This window comes from Dokdonella sp. (assembly GCF_019634815.1).
Classification (GTDB): domain Bacteria; phylum Pseudomonadota; class Gammaproteobacteria; order Xanthomonadales; family Rhodanobacteraceae; genus Dokdonella_A.
This window is the reverse complement of record NZ_JAHCAP010000004.1, coordinates 132,009-144,101: the sequence shown is the minus strand read 5'-3', so window position 1 is coordinate 144,101 and position 12,093 is coordinate 132,009. Positions and strand designations below refer to the sequence as shown.

Here is a 12,093-nt window from a genome sequence, read left to right as displayed (position 1 = left end):
TCATCGTAGTCTACCCGACCACGGCAGCCGGCTCGACCAGTCCCAGGCCCACAAGCACCGAATCCGCATGCGCGTGGTGGCGCGTGCCGAGGGGAAGCAAGGGCAGCCGCAGGTGCGGTTCGCCGATCCCCATGCGCGACAGGCACCACTTGAGCGGGATGGGATTGGGCTCGCAGCCGAGCAGCGTGAACAACGGCTGCAGTTCGCGCTCCAGCACGGCCGCCACCTCGGAATGGTCGGCACAGGCCTCCGCCAGTCGGGCCATGCGTGCCGGATCGACATTGGCGGCAACCGAGACCACACCATCCGCGCCGGCCAGCATCGCCGATGTGGCACTGCCGTCATCACCAGAGAACACCGAGAACCGCTCGCTGCGCAAGGGCAACAAGGCCTGCATGCGCGCAGGATCGGCCACGGCTTCCTTGATGCCGATGATGTTGCCATGCGCGGTCAGGCGCGCCACGGTTTCAGGCAACAGGTCGCAGGCCGTGCGCGAAGGCACGTTGTAGAGCATCACCGGCAGGCCACCGTGATCGGCGACTTCACAGAAATGCCGATACATCCCTTCCTGGGTCGGACGTACGTAGGCAGGCGCCACCACCAGCGCATACTCGATGCCGGCATCACGCGCGCGACGGGTCTGTGCAATCGTGCGTTGCGTTCCCGACTGGCCGGTGCCGGCAATGCTCGGCACGCGCTGGCCGATGTGCCGCACGGCCAACGCCAGCAACTGACTGAACTCGGCTTCATCGAGCGCCGCCGCCTCACCGGTGGAACCGGCAACCACCAAGGCGCGCGTACCGCCGGCAACTTGCAGATCGATCAGGCGCTGCAGCGCCGCGCCGTCAATCGTGTCATCACGCGAGTGAAACGGCGTGGCCAATGCGCAGATGCTGCCGGACAGGGACATGGGCACAACCTGATGATGCCAAGCTGACCATGGTACGAGCCATTGCCGCGCCAAGTCCACGCATGAAAGGTGGAAAAGCCCAGCGCAAACATCATTCGATGCGCATCCATCCGCAGCTCGCGGTTTCGGCTTGCGAGCCCCGCGGCGCACCAGTATTCTGACCGCGCAACATCCATCTTCGGACGTGCAGGCAACGGTGACGTGAAGCAGGCAGGCAAGCAGACTCCGGCGGCCAGTGCGGGCCCGCGCCCGACATCGAGCGAGAATCATCTGCTGATCAGCGCCTTCGGCACACCCGGTCAGTCGCCCTTCCTTGCCTTGAGCAAACGCATCGCCGAATGCGGCTGCAACGTCGCCGAGGCGCGCGTGAGCACGCTCGGCAACGAGCTGCATGTTCTTGCACTCGCCCAAGGCGCCTGGGATGCGATCGCCAAGCTCGAGAACGCGCTGGGTCGCCTCGATCGCGACGGCGCGCTGCACCTGACCCATTTCCGCACCAGCGCACGCGAGCCCCAGGCAAGCCTGCTGCCCTACGTGGTCGAGGTGATTGCCGCCGACAAGCCGGGCGTACTGTTCCAGCTCGCCGAATTCTTCGCGCGCCAATCAATCACCATCGAACAGCTGCAATCGACGCGCTACCGCGCAATGCAGACGGGCGCAGACATGTTTTCTGCCCAGATCACAATCGGGATTCCCAACACGATGCACATTGCCGCATTGCGTGACGACTTCCTCGAGTTCTGCGACGGACTCAACCTCGATGCCATCATGGACCCGATGAAATTCTGACCATGCTCGAAATCGGCAAGAAGGTTCCCCGTCTGCGCGGCGTCATCGACGACGGTACGACACTGGCGTTGGCGGATCTGCGCGGAGCGCACTGTCTGGTCTATTTCTACCCCAAGGACAACACGCCCGGCTGCACCAACGAGGCGATCGCGTTCCGCGACCAGCAAGCCCGCTTCCGCAAATTCGCCTGCGCGATCATCGGCGTATCGCGTGATTCGGTGGCCTCGCATGCACGCTTCCGCGCCAAGCACGACTTGCCTTTCCCGCTGGTCGCCGACAGCGACGAGTCCTGGTGCAAAGCCTTCGGTGTGCTCGGCGAGAAGACGCTGTACGGACGCAAGTTCGTCGGCGTGATCCGCAGCAGTTTCCTCATCGATTCCGAAGGCGTGCTGGTTGCACAATGGCGCAACGTCAAGGTGCCCGGTCATGTCGATGCCGTGCTGGAGCGGCTCAGCCACCCGTGACCACGCCACGCGCGCGCCAGGCTTCCAATCCGCCGCGTACCCGCGGCACCTCCAATCCATCCAACTTCCGACAAGGGCGCCGCATGACCCGAGGCAAGCGCATCTACGTACTCGACACCAATGTGCTCATGCACGACCCGACCGCGCTGTTCCGCTTCGAGGAACATGACGTGTTCATCCCGATGACCGTGCTCGAGGAACTCGACGCCGCCAAGAAGGGCACCTCGGAAACCTCACGCAACGCGCGCCAGGTGAGCCGTTTCCTCAACGAGCTCATGGTCAGCGCCAATGGTCGCCCGATCGAGGAAGGCGTCGAGCTGCGCATGCCGCAGGGTCTGCAGCTTGGGCGTCGCGGCAAGCCGGGAAGGCTCTATTTCCAGACCACCGCCCACGTCGTCGCCGACAAGCGTGCCACCCACACCCTGCCCGACAACCTGATCCTCGCCGCGATCGTCAGCCTGCGCCATTCGCGACCGCGCGAGGCCGTGGTGCTGGTGTCCAAGGACATCAACCTGCGCATCAAGGCCAAGATCCACGCGATCCCGGCCGAAGACTACGAGAACGACCGCGCGCTCGATGATTTCAGCCTGCTTTACAACGGCGTCAGCCAGCTCGCAGCCGATTTCTGGGATCGTCACCCGGAACTGCGCTCGTGGACCGAACGTGGTCACACCTACTACGAAGTGCGCATGCGCAAGGGCGAGGACTGGCATCCCAACGAGAACCTCTATCTGGCCGGCGACGACGAGGTCGAGTTGTGCGTGCAGCAGGTCAAGGACAAGAAGGCATTGCTGCGCATCGTCGACGACTACCGCCACGGCTCGCATACCGTGTGGGGCATTCAGGCGCGCAACCGCGAGCAGAATTTCGCGCTCAATTCGCTGATGAATCCCGAAATCGACTTTGTCACCCTGCTTGGCACCGCCGGCACCGGCAAGACCTTGCTGGCACTGGCGGCCGGGCTGGCGCAGGTGATGGACCAGCAGCGTTACCGCGAAATCATCATGACGCGCGCGACCGTGTCAGTCGGTGAGGACATCGGCTTCCTGCCTGGCACCGAAGAAGAAAAGATGACGCCGTGGATGGGCGCCCTCACCGACAACCTGGAAGTGCTGACCAATCCGCAGGAAAACAGCGCCTGGGGCCGCGCTGCCACCAATGACCTGCTGACCTCGCGCATCAAGATCCGCTCGATGAACTTCATGCGCGGACGCACTTTCCTCAACCGTTACGTGATCATCGACGAAGCGCAGAACATGACGCCCAAGCAGATGAAGACCTTGATCACGCGCGCCGGCCCCGGCAGCAAGATCATCTGCCTCGGCAACGTCGAACAGATCGATACGCCCTATCTCACCGAGACGACTTCGGGCCTGACCTATGCGGTCGACCGCTTCAAGAGTTGGGAGCACAGCGCGCACGTGACCCTGCGCCGCGGTGAGCGTTCGCGTCTGGCCGACTACGCATCGGAAGTCCTGTAAGCACGCAGCGCGGCGGGCCACGTGCCCGCCGCGGCAAGGCCCTGCTGAATCTTAAACAGCACAAGCGCGGCCGCGGGCAGCGGCCGTCACGCGCTCAGAACCGCGACGTCCACCATGCCTGGAATTCGAAACGACCGGCCATCGCATCGTCATGCGCGACATAGGTCGGCATCAGCAGATAGTACGGAGAACTCGCATAGCTGGCCTGAAGGCTGAGCTGGTTCCACGGGCCAAACGACCGCCACCAGCCGAGCGCGAGCATGCGCTTGGCGGTAACCGGATCGAGGGCGTCGGCGAGCAGGCGCGACGTCGGCACCGGCTGCTGGCGCGTGGTGTAGCGCATCTGCAGGTTGCCGATTTCGGATTGGTGCCAAGTCCAACCGACGCTGTAGATATCCAGATCGCGCCAGGCAAACACCGGGCTCGAGCTGTCACCGAGCAGGGCGAGGAAGCGACGCGGCAGATTGGTGCTGGCAAACGGCTTGATCGTGCTGTACTGCACGCGCTGCACGCCGGCATCGAGCGAGAAATCCGGCGTCAGCAGCCAGTTGACCGAAGCCGAGGCGCTGGCCGGGATGTCGAAATCGCCGCTGTCGGCAAACACGCCGCGGTAATTGGACATCGGACTCATGCCGACGCGGGACTGCACGCCGACATTCCAGCGCAAGCGCTCGCCGAGCCAGTTATCGAAGTCGACGCGCGCACCGGCGCCGTACGAGGAACTCACCGGCGCCGCAAGCTGGCTCCAACCGGAACTGGTGCCGATGTCGATGCTGGCGAAACGCTGATAGGCAAGGATTCCGGTCAGCCTGACCGACCCGGCATCGCCCCAGCGCGTCACCAGGCTCGGCGCAACCACGGTGCGCTGCAAGCCGGCTGACGGCAGGGCCGAGAATTGCGAGGATTGTGCCGGCACGACGCTTGGCGTATCGGCGACCAGGCCGGTGGCCACCGACACCGCGATCCGGCTTGGACCATTGCCGAGCGCTCCAAGAAGCGAAGGGCGCTCGGGTGCTTCGAAATAGCTGTCGCGCACATCGGGCACTGCAAAGGCCTGCGGCTGCAATGCCCACGAAAACCGGGGTGTGATGCTCGCCCGTGCGTAATCGTGCCAGCGCGACATGACCGATGAACTGGCGGCTGCCTGCATGGCATCGGCGCCGGGAGTGGGCGAAGCCTGCAGCGACGCGCAAAAGAACGGAAGCGCCAGCCCTGTGCCGAGCGCTCCCATCCATCTCCCTGATTTGTTGCGTTGCGTCCGCATGCCTTGCGGCGGCCCCATTTGGAAGGTGTTGCTGCGATGACGAGCTATCGTTGGCGAAAATGCAACACAAGTCAAGCGCCGCGTATCCAAAAAGCAAGCAAAATCGCACATTTCCGGCACATTTCCCGCGGCGGATGCAAGCCCCTGCCCACCATCAGGCGTCTCCAAAATGCAACACGGCTCGGATTCCGTGTTAGCGAATCAGCTCAACCGCGAGGCAATCGAAGCGGCGAAGCTCGTGGTGGTCCCCTGGCCGCCCAGATCGGGCGTGAGGCGATCGCCTGCGGCCAGCGTGGCCCGAATTGCGGTGCGCAGGCGCACGGCCAATTCGGGGCGCTGGAGATGGTCGAGCATCTGCGCCGCGCCAAGCAGCAGGGCGCAGGGATTGGCGATGCCCTTGCCGGCGATGTCGGGGGCCGAGCCGTGAACGGCTTCGAAGATCGCCGCGTCGGCACCGATGTTCGCTCCCGGGGCGAGACCCAGACCGCCGACCAGGCCGGCGCAAAGATCCGAGATGATGTCGCCGAACAGGTTGGTGGTGACGATCACGTCGAACTGCTCTGGCTTCATCACCAGTTGCATGCAGCAATTGTCGACGATCAATTCGTTGCACTGGATCGACGGATACTGCGCCGCGACTTCACGCGCGACCTTGAGGAACAGGCCCGAGGTCGACTTGAGGATGTTGGCCTTGTGCACGATCGTGACCTTGCGCCGGCCGCTGCGTGCGGCCAAATCGAAGGCATAGCGCACGATGCGCTCGGAACCGCGCCGCGTGATCTTCTGGATCAGGGTTGCCGTGGCGCCATCCTCGGACACCTGTTGGCCTTCGCCGGCATACGCGCCTTCGGTGTTCTCGCGTACGGTGATGAGATCGACGTTCTCGGGAAAGCGTGAGCGCGTGTTGGGAAAGGAGATGGCCGGGCGCACATTCGCATACAGGTCGAAGCGGCGTCGCAATTCGACATTGATCGAGCTGAAACCTTCACCCACCGGCGTGGTCAGCGGACTCTTGAGAGCGATGCGGTGACGGGCGATTGCATCGAGCGTCGCCTGCGGCAGAAGCTCACCGGTTTTTTCGTAGGCGGCCAGGCCGGCATCGACGAATTCGTAGTCGAGGCCGACGCCAAGCGCATCGAGCACATGCAGGGTGGCGTCCATGATCTCTGGGCCGATGCCATCACCGCGGATCACCGCGATTGTCGTCTTCATTGGGAAACTCCTGGCGCCTGGATCGCAGCTCCAGCCTGCGTCGACGGCACATCGCCGCACGGTCAGGACCGAAGGTCGAAACGGGGGGAAGATTGATCGAACTTGGAGCCGCGCGGTCTTGTCCCGCGCGGCGCAGTCGCGCATTATCCCCAAATGTTCCAGATGCTTACAAGATTCGCCCGGCCTCTGCGCATGGCCGTGGGCATACTCGCCCTGCTGCTTCCGGCATCCATGCTGGCAGCGGCGCCCGACGGCGGCCTGCTCGTGCGCATTGCCAAGCAGTCATCCAGCTTCCAATCCGCGCCGGGTTCACTGGTATTCGAATTGAACGGAAACGCCGCGCGGAACTGCACCCCCACGATCAGTGGTGCCAGCGTGGTCGGCAGCGATATCGAGCTGCGCCTGAACCTGCCTTCGACCGGCTGCGCGCAACACCGTCAGTTTGCCTTCACCCTGACCGCCGACATCGCCGCGCTCAGCGGTCGCGCCCTCCCGCGCGGGCAGGTCTATCGACTTCTGGTTCGCGACCAGAATGGCGGCCTGCTCGCGTTCCGCATCTTCGAAACAGAGCCGGGACGCACGGGGCCGGTACCCGAGAACGGCTTCTGGTGGCCGCGGGAGTCCAAGGGCTCGGGATCGGCGATCGCCCTCGGCAGTGGCGTCGGTATCGAGGCGCAGGGCAGTCAGCTCGCGGTCAACGTTTTCGGCTTCAACGCGCAGGGCAGTCCTGTCTGGTATTTCGGCACCGCGCATCAGCAAGGTCGTGTCGCCTCGGTCGATCTGCTCGAACTTCAGCACGGCGAGGCGCTGTTCGGCGATGCCGGCAAGCAACCTGCTGCCCGCCCCGGGCCGCGCCTGGACATCGAGTTCGAATCTCCGTCGCAGGCGCGCGCCTGGCTGTTCGAAGAAGACACCGATGCAGGCCCGAAGCTGCGCACATTCGACTTGGCCCGAACTGCGTTTGCGCGCAGTGCTGATTCGCTTGCGTACCTCGCCGGACGCTGGGTGCTGGTGTCCGACGCCGAATCCGCGCCACGCCAGTTCAGCCTGCTGTCGCGCGGCGGTACTTCAACCGCCGATGCCCGCTTTGCCGACGCCGATGCCGATGCCGAGCTTTCCTGCGCCGTTGATCCAGTCCGCCGAACGGCCACTCTATGCAGCCTTGCGGTTGCCGGGGCCGTACTTGCCGATTTTGACCGCATCGGCATTGATCGTCTGGTCGGTCGAGGCGGAGATGGCGCGAGGGTGCAGCTGTTGCGCGTGCCGCAGACGAAATAAGCAGACGGCATCTGCGCTCAGGTCTCGACGTTCGATTCGCTGCGCTGCGCGCTCATCTGATCGAGAAAATCGACCGCGCGACGCAGGTGCGGGATCACGATCGAGCCGCCGACCACGAGACCGACGCTGAACACCTCGAAGAACTCATCCTCACTGACGCCTGCTTCCAGGCACTTGCCGACGTGATAGCTGATGCAGTCGTCGCAACGCAACACGAGCGAGGCGACCAGACCGAGCATTTCCTTGGTGCGCACATCGAGCGCACCAGCCTTGTAGGTTTGGGTGTCGAGTGCGAAAAAGCGCCGCACGACCTGATTGTCATGGCCGAGAATGCGCTCGTTGAGGCGCTTGCGGAAGGCATTGAAATCGCGGATTCGTTCGCTCACTGGCCGACTCCGGTCAGCTCATCGAGACGACCGCTGCGCTCGGCGGCAGCCAGATCATCGAAACCGCCAATGTGGGTGTCATTGACGAAAATCTGCGGAACCGTGCGCCGACCCGCGGCGCGCTGAAGCATCTCCTCGCGCCGCGCCGGTTCGAGATCGATGCGGACCTCGTCGAATGCCAAGCCCTTGCGCGCCAGCAGCTGCTTGGCGGCCACGCAATACGGACAACTGGCGGTGGAATAGACCTCGATTCTGCTCATCGTCTGCTGCCTCCCGTGGCGCGCAGGTTGGATGCTGCCGCAGGAACTTGCAAGCGCCGATGAATCAGCCCTGAGCGCCCGGCCTGCGCACGCCGCGCGGGCGGCTGGCGGCATGAACACGCGCGCGCTAAGGTGGTCGAACGAGCACTGTCGCCGTCTGGTTTTCCGATGCGTTTGCATACTCTTGCCACTGCCCTCATCACCGCCTGCCTGGCCACCCTCGCGGGCGCCGGCGAGCCTGGCAGCGGCGTCAAGCTCCCGGACATCGGCAGCTCCGCCGCGGCGCTGGCAACGCCACAGGAATTGCGCGAATACGGCGCCGGCATGTTGGCGGAAATGCGTGCCCACGAGATGGTGCTCGACGATCCGCTGCTCGCCGACTACATCAACGCGCTCGGCTACCGCCTGGTTGCGGCGAGCCAACGGCCGGATTCGGGCTTCACCTTCTTCATCATGCGCGAGCAGGACATCAATGCCTTCGCCGCACCAGGCGGTTACGTCGCAGTCAATGCCGGCCTCATCAATGCGATGAGCAGCGAAGACGAACTCGCCGGCGTGCTTGCCCACGAAATCTCGCACGTGCAGCAATTGCACATCCTGCGTGCGTTTGAAGATCAACAAAAGATGTCGATACCGATCATGCTGGCAATGGTCGGCGTGATGATCGCCGCTGCCGGCCGCACCGATGATGCGGCACCGGCGGCCCTGGTCGCCGGTCAATCGCTGATGATCCAGCGCCAGATCAACTTCACCCGCAGCGACGAGGCCGAGGCCGATCGCGTCGGCATCCAGACGCTGGCGCGTGCGGGCTTCGACCCCAACGCGATGGCTGGCGCATTTCAGGAATTGCAGAAAGTGATGCGCGTCAATGGCATCGACATCCCTGAATTCCTGCTCGACCATCCAGTCGACACCAAACGCATTGCCGAAGCCAAGGAGCGCGCACGGCAACTGGGTTGCCCGCAACCTGCGCGTGCCGTGCGCGCGGCGCCCGCGATCAGGCAGGGCGCACTCAATCTCGATCTCGCCCCCCTTCCTGTCGTGGAAACGCCAGCCATGGATGGGCCCCCGGCAACACCGGCAGACGCGCCCGTCGAGACCACGACCCGTGTCGCGGCCCGAGGCGAAGGCAATGCCCTGCCTGAAGTCACCGTCACTGCCTGCGCGCCCCATGACCCCGCCGCACAACGCTACTTCCTGCTCATGCGCGAACGGACGCGCGTGTTGTCGGCACCGGTAACGAGTACGGTGCGTGACTACTACGCCCGCAATCTCCATGACGATCCCGAATTCGACACCACCGCCAACCGCTATGGCTATTCCCTGGCGCTGACACGTACCCAGCAGGCCCGCCTTGCGATTGGCCAGCTGCGGCCACTGATCGCCGCCGAACCCGATTCGCTGCCTCTGCAACTGGCCCTGGCCGACGCGCTCAACCAATCCGGCGCAGGTGGCGAGAGCTTCGCGCTCTACCAACGCCTGCATGGCGGCTTTCCGGGCAATCGCGCAATTACCCTCGCCTATGCCGATGCGTTGCTCGGTCGCGCCGACGCAGACAGCGCGCGCAAGGCTCTTAATCTGCTGCGCCCCTTGCTTGCCCGCAATGCCGACGACGCCGACTTGCAGCGCGCCTTCGCCCGCGCCAACCAACTGGCTGGTGACAAGGTACGCGCCGCCGAGGCGTTCGCCGAAGCCGCTTGGCTGACCGGCCATGCCGAGGACGCGCTCAACCAGCTCAAGGCGCTGGCCAAGCGTGATGACCTGTCCTACTACGAACGCAGCCGGGTCGAAGCGCGCATCGCGCGCATGACGCCCGAGGTACTCGCCTTGCGCAAACGCGGCAGCCCGAGCGAACCCGACAGCAAGGACAGCAAGCTCGCCTGTTGTCGCCCAACCGCGTTCTGATCCTGGCCGCGCGGCTGTCACGCCGGCGTCATCGATTACGTGCCAACATGCAAACCATGAACAAGGCCGCCGGTCCGGAGCTGGACCACCCCTCGCTTTACCTCAACCATGAACTCGCCCAGCTCGAGTTCAATTTCCGCGTGCTCGCCCAAGCGCAGGACGCCAGCGTGCCGCTGCTCGAACGCATGCGCTATCTGTGCATTTCCTGCACCAATCTCGATGAATTCTTCGAGGTGCAGGTGGCTCTGCTGCGCGAGCAGTCCAGTCTCGTGCAGGCCCGCCTCGGACCTGACTGCATGCCGCCCGCAGCGGTGCTCGCGCGCATACGCGAACGCACCCTGACCCTGGTGCAGGCGCAGTACGAATGCTGGAACAAGACCCTGCAACCGGCGCTCGCACGGGAAGGCATCCGATTTGCGCAACGCCAAGCCTGGAGCGACAAGCAACGACGCTGGCTGCAAGGCTATTTCCGCAATGAAATCCTGCCGGTGCTGTCGCCACTCGGGCTCGATCCGGCGCACCCCTTTCCGCGCATTCTCAACAAGAGCCTCAACCTCGCCGTGGTCCTGCGCGGCAAGGACGCCTTTGGCCGCGAGGGACACATGGCCCTGGTGCGCGCACCTCGTTCGTTGCCGCGCCTGATTCGCCTGCCCGCGGCGGTTGCCGCATCGACGCACGATTTCGTTTTCCTCTCCAGCGTGCTGCACGAGTTCATGGACGAGTTGTTTCCGGGCATGCAGGTCAAAGGCTCATACCAGTTCCGCGTCACCCGCAACAGCGAACTGGTGCTCGACGAGGACGAAGTGCAAAACATCGCCGTGGCCTTGCACGACGAACTCAAGGGTCGCGGCTTCGCGCGTCCGGTGCGACTCGAAGTGGCCGACAACTGCCCCAAGGCGGTCGCCGAAATCCTGATGCAGAACTTCGACCTCGGCGAAACCGATGTCTATCGCTGCGAAGGACCCGTCAACGTCAACCGCGTCAATGCAGTCTACGATCAGATCGAGCGTCCCGATCTCAAGTTCGCCACCTTTTCGCCGCGCCCGCTCGCTGCATTGGCCGCCAACGCAAACCTGTTTGACGCGATCGCGGAACGCGACATCCTGCTGCACCATCCATTCGAATCCTTCAACGCGGTGATCGAGCTCGTGCGTCAGGCCAGCCTCGACCCCGAAGTGCTGGCGATCAAGCAGACGCTGTATCGCACCGGTCACGACTCGCCGCTGGTCGAATGCCTCATCGACGCCGCGCGCATGGGCAAGGACGTCAGCGTGGTGGTCGAGCTGCGCGCACGCTTCGACGAGGAAGCCAACTTGCGTCTGGCCAATCGCCTGCAGGAAGCCGGTGTGCAGGTGATGTACGGCGTGGTCGGCTTCAAGACCCACGCCAAGATGCTGCTGATCGTCCGCCGCGAAGAAGGCGTCCTGCGCCGCTACGTCCACCTTTCGACCGGCAATTACCATCACGGCAACTCCCGCTTGTACACCGATCTCGGCCTGATGAGCGCCAATGCCGACATCGGCGAAGACGTGCACCTTCTGTTCCTGCAACTGTCGGGACTGGGTCAGGTGATCAAGCTCAAGTGCATGCTCAATTCCCCGTTCACCCTGCACAAGGTGCTGATGGAGAAGATCGAGCGTGAGACCGCAAATGCCGCCAAGGGGCGTCCGGCCCGCATCATCGCCAAGATGAACGCGCTGACCGAGCGGCAGGTGATCCGCCGCTTGTATCGCGCCTCGCAGGCTGGCGTCGAGATTGATCTGATCGTGCGCGGCGCTTGCGCATTGCGACCGGGACTACCCGGCATTTCCGAGCGCATTCGCGTGCGCTCGATCATCGGCCGCTTCCTCGAACACAGCCGCGTCTACTGGTTCCAGAACGACGACGCACCCGAACTGTACTGCTCGAGCGCGGACTGGATGGAGCGCAATCTGCGCTGGCGGATCGAAACCTGCTTTCCGATTCGCGACCCCGAGATGGCGCGGCGCGTGCATGCCGAAACGCTGGCCAACTACCTTGCCGACAACACCCAGGCCTGGTTGTTGCAAAGTGATGGCAGTTACCAGCGCAGTGAGCCAGACGGTGCGCCGCCGCACAGCGCGCAGCAGATGCTGCTTGCCCACTACACCCGGTAAGGCGCAGCA

Annotated in this window: 11 protein-coding genes; 6 read left to right on the top strand and 5 right to left on the bottom strand. The window is 64.1% G+C overall.

The features are described from left to right. Positions 1-10: 10 nt before the first annotated feature. Entirely contained in the window at positions 11-910 is a 900-nt protein-coding gene (gene dapA / locus KF759_RS03800) for a 4-hydroxy-tetrahydrodipicolinate synthase (protein ID WP_291223068.1), read from the bottom strand. 201 nt (positions 911-1,111) lie between these two features. Here dapA and KF759_RS03795 point away from each other — a divergent pair, with 201 nt between their 5' ends. The 3 genes from KF759_RS03795 to KF759_RS03785 all read left to right on the top strand — a co-directional run bounded on the left by KF759_RS03795 (position 1,112) and on the right by KF759_RS03785 (position 3,644). Further along, complete coding sequence (locus KF759_RS03795; RefSeq protein WP_291223067.1) at positions 1,112-1,699, top strand: glycine cleavage system protein R; 588 nt, start codon at positions 1,112-1,114, stop codon at positions 1,697-1,699. Positions 1,700-1,701: 2 nt separating this feature from the next. Next, positions 1,702-2,163, top strand: coding sequence for a peroxiredoxin (locus KF759_RS03790; RefSeq protein WP_291223066.1), 462 nt, complete (start codon positions 1,702-1,704; stop codon positions 2,161-2,163). Between the two features lie 83 nt (positions 2,164-2,246). Next, the gene (locus KF759_RS03785) at positions 2,247-3,644 is read left to right on the top strand and encodes a PhoH family protein (protein WP_291223065.1); all 1,398 of its coding nucleotides are present in this window, start codon (positions 2,247-2,249) and stop codon (positions 3,642-3,644) included. A 94-nt stretch (positions 3,645-3,738) separates the two neighbouring features. Here KF759_RS03785 and KF759_RS03780 read toward each other — a convergent pair whose 3' ends face one another. Together KF759_RS03780 and KF759_RS03775 are read right to left on the bottom strand one after the other, a co-directional pair. Continuing rightward, a complete protein-coding gene (locus tag KF759_RS03780) occupies positions 3,739-4,767 on the bottom strand; it encodes a hypothetical protein (protein WP_291223064.1) in 1,029 nt (342 codons plus the stop codon). Between the two features lie 342 nt (positions 4,768-5,109). Next, the gene (locus KF759_RS03775; RefSeq protein WP_291223063.1) at positions 5,110-6,120 is read right to left on the bottom strand and encodes an isocitrate dehydrogenase; all 1,011 of its coding nucleotides are present in this window, start codon (positions 6,118-6,120) and stop codon (positions 5,110-5,112) included. 162 nt (positions 6,121-6,282) lie between these two features. Between KF759_RS03775 and KF759_RS03770 the strand changes: the two genes are divergently transcribed. Continuing rightward, positions 6,283-7,398, top strand: a complete 1,116-nt coding sequence (locus tag KF759_RS03770) for a hypothetical protein (RefSeq protein ID WP_291223062.1) — start codon at positions 6,283-6,285, stop codon at positions 7,396-7,398. A gap of 17 nt (positions 7,399-7,415) precedes the next feature. Here KF759_RS03770 and KF759_RS03765 read toward each other — a convergent pair whose 3' ends face one another. Then, positions 7,416-7,784, bottom strand: coding sequence for a carboxymuconolactone decarboxylase family protein (locus tag KF759_RS03765; RefSeq protein WP_291223061.1), 369 nt, complete (start codon positions 7,782-7,784; stop codon positions 7,416-7,418). Further along, the gene (gene grxC / locus KF759_RS03760; RefSeq protein ID WP_291223060.1) at positions 7,781-8,044 is read right to left on the bottom strand and encodes a glutaredoxin 3; all 264 of its coding nucleotides are present in this window, start codon (positions 8,042-8,044) and stop codon (positions 7,781-7,783) included. Before grxC ends, KF759_RS03765 begins: the two co-directional genes overlap by 4 nt. A gap of 168 nt (positions 8,045-8,212) precedes the next feature. On the opposite strand from grxC, the gene KF759_RS03755 reads away from it, so the two are divergent. Both KF759_RS03755 and ppk1 read left to right on the top strand, forming a co-directional pair. Beyond that, the gene (locus tag KF759_RS03755; RefSeq protein WP_291223059.1) at positions 8,213-9,949 is read left to right on the top strand and encodes a M48 family metalloprotease; all 1,737 of its coding nucleotides are present in this window, start codon (positions 8,213-8,215) and stop codon (positions 9,947-9,949) included. Between the two features lie 56 nt (positions 9,950-10,005). After that, entirely contained in the window at positions 10,006-12,084 is a 2,079-nt protein-coding gene (gene ppk1, locus KF759_RS03750; protein WP_291223058.1) for a polyphosphate kinase 1, read from the top strand. Positions 12,085-12,093: the final 9 nt, after the last annotated feature.

Bases quoted from the DNA above. Each gene is read 5' to 3' on its own strand.
- dapA (WP_291223068.1), bottom strand. From the start codon at position 910: ATGTCCCTGTCCGGCAGCATCTGCGCATTGGCCACGCCGTTTCACTCG.
- KF759_RS03790 (WP_291223066.1), top strand. From the start codon at position 1,702: ATGCTCGAAATCGGCAAGAAGGTTCCCCGTCTGCGCGGCGTCATCGAC.
- KF759_RS03785 (WP_291223065.1), top strand. From the start codon at position 2,247: ATGACCCGAGGCAAGCGCATCTACGTACTCGACACCAATGTGCTCATG.
- KF759_RS03780 (WP_291223064.1), bottom strand. From the start codon at position 4,767: ATGTCGCGCTGGCACGATTACGCACGGGCGAGCATCACACCCCGGTTT.
- KF759_RS03775 (WP_291223063.1), bottom strand. From the start codon at position 6,120: ATGAAGACGACAATCGCGGTGATCCGCGGTGATGGCATCGGCCCAGAG.
- KF759_RS03770 (WP_291223062.1), top strand. From the start codon at position 6,283: ATGCTTACAAGATTCGCCCGGCCTCTGCGCATGGCCGTGGGCATACTC.
- grxC (WP_291223060.1), bottom strand. From the start codon at position 8,044: ATGAGCAGAATCGAGGTCTATTCCACCGCCAGTTGTCCGTATTGCGTG.
- KF759_RS03755 (WP_291223059.1), top strand. From the start codon at position 8,213: ATGCGTTTGCATACTCTTGCCACTGCCCTCATCACCGCCTGCCTGGCC.
- ppk1 (WP_291223058.1), top strand. From the start codon at position 10,006: ATGAACAAGGCCGCCGGTCCGGAGCTGGACCACCCCTCGCTTTACCTC.